Origin of the sequence: Macromonas nakdongensis, from assembly GCF_002837145.1 — a bacterium.
GTDB classification, from domain to species: domain Bacteria; phylum Pseudomonadota; class Gammaproteobacteria; order Burkholderiales; family Burkholderiaceae_C; genus Macromonas_B; species Macromonas_B nakdongensis.
This window is the reverse complement of record NZ_NWMV01000096.1, coordinates 1-14,248: the sequence shown is the minus strand read 5'-3', so window position 1 is coordinate 14,248 and position 14,248 is coordinate 1. Positions and strand designations below refer to the sequence as shown.

Below are 14,248 nucleotides of genomic sequence, written 5' to 3'. Positions count from 1 at the left end.
CACGGTGCAGGTGGTGCTGGAAGACGGCACGCTGCACCCGAAACCGGGCAAACTGCTGTTCACCGACCTGACGGTGGACAACACCAGCGGCCAGGTCACGCTGCGCGCCGAGGTGCCCAACCCCGGCGGCACCCTGCTGCCCGGCATGTACGTGCGCGTGCGCCTGGCGCAGGCCCAGGCGGCGGACGCGGTGACGCTGCCGCAACAGGCCGTGACGCGCTCGCCGCAGGGCGACAGCGTGATGGTGGTGGGCGCCGACGGCCAGGTGGCGCCGCGCCCGGTGAAGCTGGGCAGCCAGCAAAACGGCCAGTGGGTGGTGCTGGAAGGCCTGCAGGCCGGCGACCAGGTGATGGTGGACGGCTTCCAGAAACTGCGCGGCGGCGCCCCGGTGAAGGCGGTGCCCTGGCAGCCGCCGGGCGGCCCCGCCCCAGCCCCGGCAGCCCAGGCCGGCGCGGCCAAGTAAGGGACCGCCATGGCCAAGTTCTTCATCGACCGCCCCATCTTCGCATGGGTGATCGCGCTGTTCGTGGTGGTGCTGGGGGTGGTGTCCATCACCCAGCTGCCCATCGCGCAGTACCCACCGGTGGCACCACCGTCCATCGTCGTCAACGCCACCTACCCCGGTGCCTCGGCGCAGACGCTCGAAGACAGCGTGCTGTCCGTCATCGAACGCGAAATGAACGGCTCGCCCGGGCTGATCTACATGGAGTCGGTGGCGCAGGCCAACGGCACCGGCACGCTGACCCTGAGCTTCCAGCCCGGCACCAACCCCGACCTGGCCCAGGTGGACGTGCAGAACCGCCTGAGCCGCGCCACCCCGCGCCTGCCGTCGGCGGTGACGCAGCAGGGCGTGCGCGTGGACAAGTCGCGCAACAACTTCCTGCTGTTCGCCATCCTCTCCAGCAAAGACCCGGCCTGGGACCCGGTGGCCCTGGGCGACTACGCCTCGCGCAACGTGCTGCCCGAGCTGCAGCGCGTGGCCGGCGTGGGCCAGGCCCAGCTGTTCGGCACCGAACGCGCCATGCGGGTGTGGATCGACCCCGCCAAGCTGCAGGGCTACGGCCTGAGCGCGGCCGACGTGACCGCGGCCATCCGCGCACAGAACGCGCAGGTATCGGCCGGTGAAATCGGCGCTTTGCCCAATGTGGCCGGCCAGGGCATCGCCGCCACCGTGGTCGTCAAGGGGCAGTTGAGCAGCGTGGACGAGTTCGGCCGGTTGCTGCTGCGCGCCAACGCCGACGGCTCGAGCGTGCGCCTGAAAGACGTGGCCCGCATCGAACTCGGCGGCCAGCTCTACGCCACCACCGCCCGCCTCAACGGCCAGCCGTCCACCGGCATCGGTGTGCAGCTTTCGCCCAGCGGCAACGCCCTGGCCACCGCCCAGGCGGTGCGCGACAAGCTGACCGAGCTGGAGCGCTTCTTCCCCGCCGGCATGAGCTGGGCCATCCCCTACGACAGCTCGCGCTTCGTCAAGATCTCCATCGAAAAGGTGGTGGTCACGCTGGGCGAGGCGGTGCTGCTGGTGTTCCTGGTCATGTTCCTGTTCCTGCAGAACTGGCGCTACACCGTCATCCCCACCATCGTGGTGCCGGTCGCGCTGCTGGGCACCTTCGGCGCGCTGCTGGCCATGGGCTTCTCCATCAACGTGCTGACCATGTTCGGCATGGTGCTGGTCATCGGCATCGTGGTGGACGACGCCATCGTGGTGGTGGAGAACGTCGAACGCATCATGAGCGAGGAGGGCCTGGGCCCGCGCGAGGCCACGCACAAGGCGATGCGGCAGATCTCGGGCGCCATCGTCGGCATCACCGTGGTGCTGATCTCGGTGTTCGTGCCGCTGGCGTTTTTCAGCGGTTCGGTCGGCAACATCTACCGCCAGTTCGCGGCGGTGATGGGCGTGTCCATCGCGTTTTCGGCCTTCTTCGCGCTGTCGCTCACGCCAGCGCTGTGCGCCAGCCTGCTGCAGCCGGTGGAGGCCGGCCACCACCACGAAAAAACCGGCTTCTTCGGCTGGTTCAACCGCGGCTTCTCGCGCACGGCCAAGGACTACGAAAGCTGGCTGGGGCGGCTGCTGTCGCGCAGCGGGCGCACCATGGTGGTCTACCTGGCCGTGATCGGGGCCGCGGCGGTGGTGTACCAGCGCCTGCCGGCCTCCTTCCTGCCGAACGAGGACCAGGGCACGATGCTGGTCAACGTGCAACTGCCCCCGGGCGCCACGCAGGAGCGCACCAGCGCGGTGATGAAGCAGGTCGAGGACTTCATGCTCCAGCAGCCCGAGGTGCAGAGCATGGTCGGCGTGCTGGGCTTCAGCTTTTCGGGGCAGGGGCAGAACGCGGCCCTGGCCTTCGTCACGCTCAAGGACTGGGCCGAACGCGCCGCCCCCGGCAGCAGCGCCGAGGCCGTTGCCGGCCGCGCCTTTGGCGCTCTGATGGGCGTGCGCGACGCCTTCATCTTCCCCTTGAGCCCGCCGCCCATTCCCGAACTGGGCTCGGCCTCGGGCTTCAGCTTCCGGCTGCAGGACCGCGCCGGCCAGGGCTTTGACGCCCTGCTGGCCGCCCGCAACCAGATGCTGGGCCTGATCGCCAAAAGCCCGGTGCTGACCCAGGTGCGCCCCGACGGCCTGGAGCCGGCGCCGCAGCTGCAACTCGACATCGACCGCGAGAAAGCCGCAGCCCTGGGCGTGGGCTTCGACAGCATCGCCAGCGCACTGGGCACGTCCCTGGGCTCGGCCTATGTGAACGACTTCCCCAACGCCGGGCGCCTGCAGCGCGTGGTGGTGCAGGCCGACGCCCCGGCGCGCATGCAGCCCGACGACCTGCTGCGGCTGACGGTGCAGAACAGCCGCGGGCAGGCGGTGCCGCTGTCGGCCTTTGCCAGCACCCGCTGGGTGGTGGGCCCCATGCAAACCGTGCGCTACAACGGCTACCCCGCCATGCGCCTGAGCGGCAGCGCCGCGCCCGGCTACAGCACCGGCGACGCCATGGCCGAGATGGAAAAACTCGCGGCCCAACTGCCGCCGGGCTTTGGCTACGAGTGGACCGGCCAGTCGCGCGAAGAAAAACTCGCCGGCGCGCAAGCCTACATCGTCTACGCCTTCGCCATCCTGGCGGTGTTCCTGTGCCTGGCCGCGCTGTACGAGAGCTGGACCATCCCGCTGGCCGTCATCCTGGTGGTGCCGCTGGGCGTGATCGGCGTGCTGCTGGCCACGCTGCTGCGCGGCTACGCCAACGACGTGTACTTCCAGGTCGGCCTGATCACCATCATCGGCCTGTCGGCGAAGAACGCGATCCTGATCATCGAGTTCGCCAAGGACCTGCAGGCCCAGGGCAAAAGCCTGATGGACGCGGCACTGGAGGCCGCCCACCTGCGCTTCCGCCCCATCGTCATGACCTCGCTGGCCTTCACCGCGGGCGTGGTGCCGCTGGCCATGGCCACCGGCGCCGGCTCGGCCAGCCAGCGCGCCATCGGCACCGGGGTGATCGGCGGCATGGTCACCGGCACGGTGCTGGCCGTGGTCTTCGTGCCGGTGTTTTTCGTGGTGGTGCGCTCGCTGTTCAAGGGCAGCGCGCGCCAGCACCTGGTGCATCAGCACGATGCCGAACACATGGGAGTGCGACATGACTGAAACCCGCCCCACGCTGCCGTGGCGGCACACGGCCCTGGCGGCCTGCCTGGTGGCCCTGGCCGGCTGCTCGCAATTCCAGCCCCACCAGCGACCCGACACCACACTGCCCGCCGCCTGGAGCGGTGCCGAGGCCGCCGTGCCCGGCGACGCCGCGGTGCAGGCCCTGCCCTGGCAGGACTTCGTCACCGACCCCGCCCTGCGCACCCTGGTGCAGCAGGCGCTGGACAACAACCGCGACGCACGCATCGCCGCGGCGCAGGTGGAACAGCTGCGGGCGCAGCTGCGCGTGCGCGAAGCGGCGCGCCTGCCCACGGTCAACGCCGGCGTCACCGGCAGCCGCCAGACCACCGGCGAGAACGCGCCCATCAGCAGCGTCTACACCGGTGGCCTGCTGGTCAGCGGCTGGGAACTCGACTTCTTTGGCCGGCTGGAAAGCCTGCGCGAAGCGGTCCGCGCCCAGTACCTGGCCTCGGAAGAGGCGCTGCGCTTCACCCGGGTCAGCCTGGTGGCGGGCGTCGCCACCGCCTGGCTCGACCTGCAGGCCAACGAGGCCCTGCTGGCGCTGACCGCACGCACCCTGGGCACCCGCGAAACCAGCCTGCGCCTGACGCAACTGCGCTTCGACCACGGTACCGCCACCGCCCTCGAGTTGCGCCAGGCCGAATCGCTGCTGGCGTCGGCCCGCGCCACGCTGGCGCAACAGCAGCGGCAACGCGCGCTGTCGCGCAACGCCCTGGCCTTGCTGGTCGGCCAGTCGCTGGCGACCGACCCGGCACCGGCCAGCGTCCCCGCCGCCCCGGCCAATGCCGACCCGGTGCTGGCCGCGGTGCCGCTGGTCCTGCCCTCGCGCGTGCTGCTGGAGCGGCCCGACATCCGCTCGGCCGAACAGCAACTGGCCGCGGCGAATGCACAGATCGGTGCGGCGCGCGCGGCGTTTTTCCCGCGCATCTCGCTCACCGCCAGCGTGGGTTCGGCCAGCAGCGAGCTGTCCGGCCTGTTTGCCGGCGGCTCCTGGGGCTGGACGCTGGCGCCGCAGGCGCTGCTGCCCATCTTCGACGGCGGCGCCAACCGCGCCGGATTGGCCTCGGCCCAGGCCGGCCGCGAGGTGGCGCTGGCGCAGTACGAAAAAACCATCCAGACCGCGTTCAAGGAAGTGAACGACGCCCTGGCCGGGCGCGACACCCTGGGTGCGCAACTCGAAGCGCAGCAGGCGCTGGTGCGGGCCGAAGCCGAACGCCTGCGCCTGTCGGAACTCCGCTTGCGCCAGGGCGTGGCCAGCCAGGTGGAGGTGCTGGACGCCCAGCGCAGCCTCTTCAGCGCCGAACAGGCCCTGGTGCAGACGCGCTACGCCCGGTTGCAGAACCGGGTGGCGCTGTACCGGGCCGTGGGCGGGTTCTGAGTCAGTCGGTGGCCTGCAGCGTGTCGCCCAGCGCGCTGACCAGGCTGTCGATCTCGGCCGGGGTGCTGATGAAGGGCGGTGCCAGCTGGATGGTGTCGCCGCCGTAGCGCACGTAGTAGCCCTTGGCCAGCATCGCCATGGCGATCTGGTAAGGGCGCTTGGCCGGCTCGCCCGGCGCCGCGGCGATGGTGAGGCCCGCGGCCAGACCGAAGTTGCGGATGTCGGCCACGTGCCGGGCCCCCTTCAGGCCATGCACCGCGTTCTCGAAATGCGGCGCCAGTTCGCGCACGCGCTGCGGCGCGTCTTCCTGCGCCAGCAGGTCCATGGAGGCGATGCCGGCCGCGCACGCCACCGGGTGCGCCGAATAGGTGTACCCGTGCGGAAACTCCAGCATGTAGTCGGGGCCACCCTGGGCCATGAAGGTGTCGTAAATTTCGCGCCGGGCCACCACGCCGCCCAGCGGCTGCACGCCGTTGGTCACCTGCTTGGCGAAGTTCAGAATGTCGGGCGTGACGCCGAAGGCCTCGGCCCCGGTCCAGGCGCCGCAACGGCCAAAACCGGTGATCACCTCGTCAAAAATCAGCAGGATGTTGTTCTGCGTGCAAATCTCGCGCAGGCGTTGCAGGTAACCCTGCGGCGGAATCACCACGCCGGCCGAGCCCGAAAACGGCTCGACGATCACCGCGGCGATGTTGGACGCGTCGTGCAGGGCAATCAGGTTGAGCAGCTCGTCGGCCAGCTCCGCCCCGGTGGGTGGCATGCCGCGGTAAAAGCTGCCAGCGGGTGGCTGGGTGTGGGGCAGGTGGTCGGCCTCCACGCCCTGGCCAAAGAGCTTGCGGTTGGCGACGATGCCGCCGACCGAGATGCCGCCAAAGTTCACCCCGTGGTAGCCCTTGAGGCGGCCGATCAGGCGCGTCTTGCTGGCCTGGCCCTTGGCCCGCCAGTAGGCCCGGGCCATCTTCAGCGAGGTGTCGGCCGACTCGGAACCCGAACCGGTGAAGAACACGTGGCTCAAGCCCGCGGGCATGCGCTCCACGATCTTGTTGGCCAGCTCGAACGACAACGGGTGGCCGAACTGGAAGGCGGGTGAGTAGTCCAGCGTCGCCACCTGGCGGCTGACGGCCTCGACGATCTCGCGGCGGGCGTGGCCCAGGCCGGTGCACCACAGGCCCGACAGGCCGTCGAACACGCGCCGGCCTTCGGCGGTGGTGTAGTAGGCGCCGCTGGCCTGCGTCAGCAGGCGCGGGTGGGCCTTGAAATCGCGGTTGCCGGTGTAGGGCATCCAGTGCGCGTCGAGCCAGGCGGCGTCGGTGCGGGGTGGGTGTTGCAGGTGCTGGCTGTCGGTCAGGTCCATGGACAAAGGCTCCGGGGAAAACGGGGAACAAGCGGGGATGGCGGCCATTGTCGGCCGCGGTGTTACTCTTATGAATGACGAAATACCCATCCTTGGTTGAAGATTCATGCAAGTGAAAAACCTGGCCTGGCTGGGCCAATTGGGCGACGCCGACCTGCGCCTGCTGCGCGTGTTCAAAAGCGTGGTGGAGTGCGGCGGCATGGCCTCGGCCGAGCTGGAGCTGAACATCGCCATGTCCACCATCAGTCGGCACGTGAAAGACCTGGAAACCCGGCTCGGCCTGGTGCTGTGCCGGCGCGGGCGGGCCGGCTTCGCCCTCACGCCCGAGGGCGAGCAGGTGTACGACGCGGCGCTGGGCCTGCTCGCCGCCACCGACGCCTTCCGCGGCCGGCTGCACGACATCCACCGCCGCCTGGGCGGCGACCTGCACGTGGCGCTGTTCGAAAAAACCGCCTCCAACCCCGAAGCCCACATCGCCGCCGCCGTGGCCCGCTTCCGCCAGGCCGTGCCGCAGGCCACGCTGCACCTGCACGTGGGCACCATCGGCATGATCGAGCGCGGCGTCATCGACGGCCGCTACCACCTGGGCGTGATCCCCGAGCACCGCCACTCCGACACCCTGGCCTACACCGACCTGTTTGGCGAAACCATGCAGCTCTACGCCGGCCGGGGCCACGCCTGGTTCGACCCACCCGCCCCGGCGCCAGACTGGGACGCGCTGCGCCAGCAGGACCTGGCCGCGCTCGGCTACCACTCGCCCAACATGGCCCTGGCCCACCAGCGCCGGCTGGAGCGCCGCGCCACCGCCTCCGACCAGGAAGCGGTGGCCACGCTGGTGCTGTCCGGCGCTTTCGTCGGCTTTCTGCCCGACCACTACGCCGCCGGCTTCGTGCAGGCCGGCCAGATGCGCGCCGTGGCCCCCGAGGTGCTGCGCTACACCTGCCGGTTTTCGGCCATCGTGCGGCGCTCGCCCGCGCCCTCGCGCCTGACCCGGGCCTTTCTCGACGCCCTGCAACAGGCCCACCGCACCCCGCCCGGCTGAACGCCCGCGCCCGGGCACAAACCCGGCTTGCCACCGGGCGATTTCACGGCTAAGGTCCCAGGACAAGCACGCACCCTTGACCACAACCGGCGCCTTGAGACGCCAGGGGGAGAGCATGGACCCGATCGTCCGGCACGGTGGCCGCACCCACTGCGCCAGCCCGCGCCACGAACGCCCCGAAGGCCTCGGCGCGCAAGCCCTGCACGCGGTGCCCAGCACCCTGCTGATTCCCCTGGCCGCGCGCGCCGGTGGCGGGCGCAACTTCCCCTGGCTGGACTGCCACGACGCCCACGCGGCGGCCCTGCTGTGCGGCTTGGGCGCCGACAGCCAGCCCTACCTGGCGGACGGCGCCACCGTCCTCAACATCCTGTGGCGCACCGCCCTGCTGAAAACCTGGGGGCGGGCCTTTTTCGCGCGCCACCCGGACGCCACCGGCGCCAACCTCGGCTGCGGCCTGTCCACCCACTTCCAGTGGCTCGACACCGGGCGCAACCACTGGATCGACGCCGACCTGCCCGAAGTGGCGGCCTTGCGCACGGCCTTGCTGCCCATCCAACACCCGCGCTGGCGCAACGCCACGGTGGACCTGAGCCAGCCCGGCTGGTGGCACACCCTGGGCCTGCCCCCCCAGAACAGCGCCCAGCCGGTGCTGTTGCTGCTGGAAGGGGTGCTGATGTACCTGGAGCCGGCCCAGGCGCAGGCGGTGCTGCGCGAATTCGCCACCGAAGCCCCGAGGGGTTCGCTCTGCCTGCTGGACACCCTGTCGCACTTGGCGGTGGGCCGGGCCCAGCACCACCCCAGCGTCGGCCCGACCGGCGCCCAGTTCCGCTGGGGCCTGCACCACCCCGACGAGCTCACCGCCCCCCACCCCCGCCTGCAACTGCAGGCGCTGCGCAGCGTGAGCGAATGCTACGGCTGGGCCGGCTGGGCCAGCGAAACCTGTTGGCGTCCCTGGCTCGGCGCTCCGCTGTACGGCCTGGCCCTGCTCGGGCTGGACGACTGAGCCCCCCTGCACGAGGGGCCGAATCCACCCGGTCATCTAGTACGATGGGCGCATGATCCACCCCAGCCACGGCCGCGAGACCCCGAACGCTTTGCGTGCCGTGGCCGGGCTGGGCCTGCTGCTGGTGCTGGTGCTGCTCCTGCCGGCGCCGCAAATGGCCAAGGGGCTGGCCAACTACGCCCCCCTGCACACCGCCCTGGAAGTGGTGGCGGTGGCCATCGCGGGCCTGGTGTTCGCGGTGGGCTGGAACACCCAGCTGTACCAGCCCTCCCGCGGCGTGCTGTGGACCTCGATCCTCTTCCTCGGGGTCGGCCTGCTCGACCTGTCGCACCTGCTGTCCTACACCGGCATGCCGGCCTTCGTCACCGCCAGCGGCCCGGAAAAAGCCATCAACTTCTGGTTCGCCGCCCGCACCCTGGCGGCCCTGGCGCTGCTGGGGGCGGCCCTGCTGCCGTGGCAGCACACGGCGCGCCTGCCACGGGCCGCATGGGTGCTTGGGGTCGTGGGCGTGGTCGGCCTGGCCCACGGGGTCTTCCTGTTTCGGCCGGACTGGGTGCCCCGCACCTTCGTCCCCGGCACCGGGCTGACGGACTTCAAGCTGCACTACGAGTACGGCCTGATCGCGGCCTACGCCACCGCGGCCGCCCTGTTCGTGCACCAGCTGCGCCGGCCCCGGCAGTACAACACCAGCGGCCTGCTGGTGGCCTCCGCCACCATGGCCATGAGCGAATTCTTCTTCACGCTCTACGCCGACGTCAGCGACGTCTACAACCTGGTCGGCCACCTCTACAAGATCGTCGCCTACGCCTTCCTCTACCGCGCCTTGTTCGTGGAAACGGTGCAACGCCCCTACCAGCAGTTACGCGCCTCGGAACAACGCCTGAGCGCCACCCTGGACACCCTGCCCGACCTGCTGTTCGAGATGGACCTGGACGGCAACTACCTGGACGTGCCCGCGCACAAGGAGGGCCTGCTGCTGGCCGAGGCCCAACTGCTGGTCGGGCGCAACCTGCGCGAGGTGATGCCCCAGGCCGCGGCCCAGACCTGCCTCCAGGCCCTGGCCACCGCCGCCACCGAGGGGGTGGCCCGCGGTGCCCGGATCACGCTGGAGGTGCCCAACGGCCTGCGCCACTTCGAGTTGTCCATCGCGCGCAGCGGCACAGAACCGCAAGCGGCGCCCCATTTCCTCGTGCTCTCGCGCGACGTCACCGACATCGTCAACGACGAAATCCGCCTGCGGCACAAGGCCCGGCTGAACGCCGCCCTGCTGACCCTGCCGGAAGCCGCCCGCCGGCTCGACGACGCCGGCCTGCTGCGCCACGGGCTGGAGCAGGCGCTCACCTTGACCGGCAGCGCCGTGGCCATCGGTCACAGCGCCCTCGGGGGGCTCACGGGCGAAGGGGCGGCCCACTGGATGGGGGTCAGCGTGGGCAACGACCCCGGCCTGGCCGATCTGTGGAACGACCCAACCCCGACGGCTCCCTGGGCCGGCGTGCTGCAACGCCAGACACCGCTGCGCGTCAACGCGGACACGCTCCACCCACCGCTGCAACGCTGGCTGGCCGTGCCGGTGCTGGACAACACCGAAGTGGTGGCCGTGCTCGGCCTGGGCAACAAGGCCACGCCCTACAACGACCACGACGAAGATGCCCTGCGCATCCTGGCCCAGAACCTGTGGCAACTGCTCGACCGGCGCCGGCGCGAACGGCGCCTGCAGGCGCAGCAGGCCGAACTCGACCACTTCTTCAGCGCCAACCTCGACCTGTTCTGCATCGCCGACCACCACAGCACCCTGCTGCGCGTCAACGGTGCCTGGGAACGGGTCACCGGCCACCCCACCACCCACCTCCAGGGCCGGCGCTTCCTGGATTTCATCCACCCGGCCGACCGGCCCGGCACCCTGGCCGCGCTGGCCCAGTTGCGCGGCCAGACCGATGTGGTCGATTTCGACAACCGCTGGATTGGCCTGGACGGCGGGATTCGCCACATCGAATGGCGCGCCAAGGCCGGGGGCGACCGCTTTTACGCCTCGGCCCGCGACGTGACCGAGCGCAAGGCCCAGACCGCCACCATCGAAAAACTGTCGGCCGCGGTGGCGCAGAACCCCTACCCGGTGGTGATCACCGACCTGGAGGCGCGCATCGAATACGCCAACCCAGCCTGCTGCCGCAGCACCGGCTACCGCCTGGAGGAACTGCTCGGCCAGAACCCGCGCCTGCTGCATTCGGGCAAAACGCCAGCGTCGGTGTACCGCGCCATGTGGGAGCGCCTGGTGGCGGGGCAGCCGTGGCAGGGCGAACTGACCAACCGCCGCAAGGACGGCAGCGACTACATCGAACAGGTGCTGATCTACCCCGTGCGCAACAGCGCCGGCGAGGTGGTCAACTACCTCGCCCACAAAGAGGACGTGACCGAGAAAAAAGCTGCGGCCGAACGCATCCGGCAACTGTCGCACTTCGACCAGCTGACCGGTCTGCCGAACCGGGCCCAGTTGCAGGAACGCTTCACCCAGGCCCTGGAGCGGGTGCGCCAGAACGGGCAGGCCCTGACGCTCATGACCATCGACCTGGACCACTTCAAGGTGGTGAACGACGCACTGGGCACGGCCTCCGGCGATCTGCTGTTGCGCGAGCTGGCCCAGCGCCTGCAGGCCCAGTTGCGCGACCAGGACACGGTCTCGCGCCACTCCGGCGACGCCTTCCTGGTGCTGCTGCCCGACACCAACCAGCACCAGGCCGCCACCATGGCCACGCGCCTGCTGCACGCCCTGCAACAGCCCCTGACCCTGGCCAACCAGGAACTGATCGTCGGTGCGTCGATTGGCGTGGCGCTGTTCCCCAACGACGGCGACAACCTGGAAAGCCTGCAGATGGCGGCCGAATCGGCCATGTACCAGGTCAAGCAGGACGGGCGCAACGCCTTCCGTTTCTACGCGCCGGACATGCAGCGGCACACCGCCCGCACCCTGGCCCTGGGCAACGCCCTGAAACAGGCCCTGGCGCGCGACGAGCTGCACCTCGTGTACCAGCCGCAGTGCCGGCTGGACGACGGCCGCGTGGTCGGCGCCGAAGCCCTGCTGCGCTGGAACAACCCGCAGTGGGGCGCGGTGTCGCCGGCCGAATTCGTGCCCATGGCCGAAGAAAACGGCCTGATTGTGCCGATCGGCGACTGGGTGCTGCGCAGCGCCACGCAGCAGCTGCGCCGCTGGCAGGACACCGGCCGCACCGACCTGACCGTGGCGGTGAACCTCTCGGCCATCCAATTCGCGCAGCCGGGGCTGGCCGAGCACGTGACGCGGATCGCCGCCGAAGCCGGGGTGCCGCCACACAGCCTGGAGCTGGAGCTGACCGAAGCGGTGGCCCTGAAACACCCGGAAGCCGCCCGCCAGACCATGGCGGCGCTGTCGGCGGCGGGTTTCCGCCTGTCCATCGACGACTTCGGCACCGGCTACTCGTCCATGAGCTACCTCAAGCGCTTTGCCGTGGACAAGCTCAAGATCGACCAGTCCTTTGTGCGCGAACTCACCGTCGACCGCGACGACCAGGCCATCGTCACCGCCATCGTCCAGATGGCGCACAGCCTGGGCATGACGACCATTGCCGAGGGCGTCGAAACCGAGGCCCAGCGCGACTTCCTGCGCGAGCGCGGCTGCGACGAGTTGCAGGGCTACCTGTTCAGCCGGCCCCTGGCGCCGGCGGATTTCGAGGCCTTTCTGGCGCGGACGCCGACCCCGCCGTGACCCCCGGGCCCTGTGCGGCGCCCGGGCGCGCGCTGCACACCGCCAGGGCCTGGGCGCGCTGGCGCCGGGCGTGCTCGGTCAGAAAGTCCATGAACACCCGGGTGCGCTGCGGCAGGAACTTGCGGCTGGGCAGGGCCGCGTACAGCGACAAGCGCCCCAGGATCCACGGCGACAGCACGCGCACGAGTTCGCCCCGGGTCAGGTAGGCCCCACCCACGTCCACCGTCATGGCGCAGATGCCGGCGCCGTCCAGGACCGCGCGCAGCACCGTGTCGGTGTGGTTGGCCTGCAGCACCGGCTCCAGCGTCAGCGAAACCAGTCGCTCGGGCGCGTCCTCGGGCCACATTTCCCAGGTGTGGGTGCGCACCAGCGGCAGGCGCACGCGCAGGCAGTCGTGGCCGCGCAGGTCCTCGGGGGTGGCGGGCACCCCACGGCGGGCCAGGTAGGCGGGTGCGGCGACCAGAAACACCTCCGCCTCGATGAGCTTGCGCGCCACGATGCCGGCGTCGAAGCGGTCGTCGGTGGCCAGCAGGGTGATGTCGAAGTCCTCGATCGGGGGGGTGTCGGTGCTCTCCACCTCCAGGTGGAGTCGGACGCTGGGGTGGCGCAGGCGGAACTCGGCCAGCAAGGGCGCCAGCACGTAGGTGGCCAACACCGGCGGGGCGTGCAGGCGCAGCACCCCCGACAACTCGCGCGTGTGGGCGCCCGCGGCGGCGTCGGCCTCGTCGATGTCCTGCAGGATGTTGCGCACCCGACCCAGGTAGGCCTGACCGGCCTCGGTCAGGGCCAGGCGGCGCGTGGTGCGCTGCAGCAGCCGGGTGCCCAGGTGGTCCTCCAGGTCGGCCACCAGCCGGGTGACGACCGGCGCCGACAGGTCCAGGGCGCGCGCGGCCGCGGCGAAGCCGCCTTCGTCCACCACCCGCTCAAACACCCGCATCGAGAGCAATCGGTCCATGTTCACCCCAGCAGATTGTTTCTATTTCAGAAATACCGAGTGATCGATTAGACCATTTATCTCTTTGCGATGGAATTTTAAAGTTCACCCATCGGCAACACACGGGCCCACCGCCCCCGCCGACGTGGCAGCCCGGACATGGGGTCCGGCACCTGTCACCCCTCTGTTGACTTGAAAGGACCCTGTCATGAACCGCACCGCATTTTCCGCCCTCGCCCTGACCGTGGCCGCCCTGGTGGCCGGCCCGGCCCTCGCCCAAGACGCCCCGGTGGGCAAGACCCGCGAACAGGTCAAGGCCGAGCTGGCCGAAGCCATCCGCACCGGCAACATGCCGGCGGACGGCGAATCGGGCCAGCTGCTGAACCAGGTCTACCCGCACCTGTACCCGAAAGCCGCCCCGACTGTGGCCCAGCCCGGCAACGCCGCGCCGAAAGCCGCGCCCGTCGGCACCCCGGTGAGCAAAACCCGCGCTCAGGTCAAGGCCGAGCTGGCCGAAGCCATCCGCACCGGCAACGTCCTGGCCGACAGCGAAAGCGGTCGCCTGATGAACGAGGTCTACCCGAACCGCTACCCCCAGGCCCCGCAGGCGGCCCAGGCTCAGACTTCGGGCGCAGCCGGTTTCGGCGGCTGACGCGGGCGCCGCGGACGCGCCGCGGCCTTGCGTGCCACAGGGGCGGCGCTCGCCGCCTCCCCCCCCTCGCCACCCTCGCCTCCCGTGACCACGGGGGGCGATCCCATTTCTGGGGAAGCGTCCACCGCATCCGGCGCGGGCACCGGCGCAACGGCGGTCTCTGGACTCGGCGACACCACCTCCGGTCCGACCTGGGGTGTGGCGTCCACAGAGACGCTGGCACGGCCACCCCGCCCCCGGCGGCGGGGCGCCGACGGGGGCATGGCCACCGGCCCCTCCTCGGTGACGGCCGGGGCGGGCTCGATCACCGCCACCGGCACTGCCGGCGGCACGGTCGCAGGCTGGTGGAAATAGCTGCCCACCGGGCGCTCCACCGGCCCTTCGGCGCGCTCGGGGGTGACCCGGTCCGGGCTGGCACGCTCGGCCGCCGGACGCTCGGGCACGGCCGGCGTCGCACCGCTGCGGCGAAACACGTAAGCCCCCGATTTATCGTCGCGCCC

9 protein-coding genes and 1 pseudogene are annotated in these 14,248 nt (G+C 70.6%); 7 read left to right on the top strand and 3 right to left on the bottom strand.

What is annotated here, in order from left to right; translation table 11 throughout:
- From CON77_RS12285 to CON77_RS12275, 3 genes are all read left to right on the top strand, one after another.
- The coding region (locus tag CON77_RS12285; RefSeq protein ID WP_157826947.1) for an efflux RND transporter periplasmic adaptor subunit at window positions 1–463 on the top strand (463 nt) is incomplete at its 5' end.
- Window positions 464–472: 9 nt separating this feature from the next.
- On the top strand, window positions 473–3,625 hold the full coding sequence (locus CON77_RS12280) for an efflux RND transporter permease subunit (RefSeq protein WP_101049553.1): 3,153 nt from the start codon (window positions 473–475) through the stop codon (window positions 3,623–3,625).
- Window positions 3,618–5,024 (top strand): efflux transporter outer membrane subunit, encoded by a 1,407-nt coding sequence (locus CON77_RS12275; protein WP_101049551.1) that lies wholly within the window; start codon window positions 3,618–3,620, stop codon window positions 5,022–5,024. Before CON77_RS12280 ends, CON77_RS12275 begins: the two co-directional genes overlap by 8 nt.
- A 1-nt stretch (window position 5,025) precedes the next feature.
- On the opposite strand, the gene aptA is transcribed toward CON77_RS12275, so the two are convergent.
- Entirely contained in the window at window positions 5,026–6,378 is a 1,353-nt protein-coding gene (aptA, locus tag CON77_RS12270; protein WP_101049549.1) for an omega-aminotransferase AptA, read from the bottom strand.
- A 106-nt stretch (window positions 6,379–6,484) separates the two neighbouring features.
- Between aptA and CON77_RS12265 the strand changes: the two genes are divergently transcribed.
- The 3 genes from CON77_RS12265 to CON77_RS12255 all read left to right on the top strand — a co-directional run bounded on the left by CON77_RS12265 (window position 6,485) and on the right by CON77_RS12255 (window position 12,162).
- Complete coding sequence (locus CON77_RS12265; protein ID WP_101049547.1) at window positions 6,485–7,420, top strand: LysR family transcriptional regulator; 936 nt, start codon at window positions 6,485–6,487, stop codon at window positions 7,418–7,420.
- Between the two features lie 115 nt (window positions 7,421–7,535).
- Complete coding sequence (locus tag CON77_RS12260; RefSeq protein WP_101049545.1) at window positions 7,536–8,423, top strand: class I SAM-dependent methyltransferase; 888 nt, start codon at window positions 7,536–7,538, stop codon at window positions 8,421–8,423.
- 52 nt (window positions 8,424–8,475) lie between these two features.
- The gene (locus CON77_RS12255) at window positions 8,476–12,162 is read left to right on the top strand and encodes an EAL domain-containing protein (RefSeq protein ID WP_101049543.1); all 3,687 of its coding nucleotides are present in this window, start codon (window positions 8,476–8,478) and stop codon (window positions 12,160–12,162) included.
- On the opposite strand, the gene CON77_RS12250 is transcribed toward CON77_RS12255, so the two are convergent.
- On the bottom strand, window positions 12,098–13,117 hold the full coding sequence (locus CON77_RS12250; RefSeq protein ID WP_101049555.1) for a LysR family transcriptional regulator: 1,020 nt from the start codon (window positions 13,115–13,117) through the stop codon (window positions 12,098–12,100). The two genes, CON77_RS12255 and CON77_RS12250, sit on opposite strands and share 65 nt — an antisense overlap.
- Before the next feature lie 187 nt (window positions 13,118–13,304).
- Here CON77_RS12250 and CON77_RS12245 point away from each other — a divergent pair, with 187 nt between their 5' ends.
- Window positions 13,305–13,748 carry a DUF4148 domain-containing protein gene (locus CON77_RS12245; RefSeq protein WP_101049541.1) on the top strand — a complete coding sequence of 148 codons (444 nt, stop codon included), beginning with the start codon at window positions 13,305–13,307 and terminating at the stop codon, window positions 13,746–13,748.
- Here the strand turns inward: CON77_RS12245 and CON77_RS15605 are convergent.
- Window positions 13,715–14,248 (bottom strand): annotated as a pseudogene (locus CON77_RS15605) (hypothetical protein); the annotation flags it as partial. The gene CON77_RS12245 and the pseudogene CON77_RS15605 overlap by 34 nt on opposite strands.

Excerpts from the sequence above, each read along its gene's own strand:
- aptA (WP_101049549.1), bottom strand. The coding sequence starts at position 6,378 with ATGGACCTGACCGACAGCCAGCACCTGCAACACCCACCCCGCACCGAC.
- CON77_RS12280 (WP_101049553.1), top strand. The coding sequence starts at position 473 with ATGGCCAAGTTCTTCATCGACCGCCCCATCTTCGCATGGGTGATCGCG.
- CON77_RS12260 (WP_101049545.1), top strand. The coding sequence starts at position 7,536 with ATGGACCCGATCGTCCGGCACGGTGGCCGCACCCACTGCGCCAGCCCG.
- CON77_RS12255 (WP_101049543.1), top strand. The coding sequence starts at position 8,476 with ATGATCCACCCCAGCCACGGCCGCGAGACCCCGAACGCTTTGCGTGCC.
- CON77_RS12275 (WP_101049551.1), top strand. The coding sequence starts at position 3,618 with ATGACTGAAACCCGCCCCACGCTGCCGTGGCGGCACACGGCCCTGGCG.
- CON77_RS12245 (WP_101049541.1), top strand. The coding sequence starts at position 13,305 with ATGAACCGCACCGCATTTTCCGCCCTCGCCCTGACCGTGGCCGCCCTG.
- CON77_RS12250 (WP_101049555.1), bottom strand. The coding sequence starts at position 13,117 with ATGGACCGATTGCTCTCGATGCGGGTGTTTGAGCGGGTGGTGGACGAA.
- CON77_RS12265 (WP_101049547.1), top strand. The coding sequence starts at position 6,485 with ATGCAAGTGAAAAACCTGGCCTGGCTGGGCCAATTGGGCGACGCCGAC.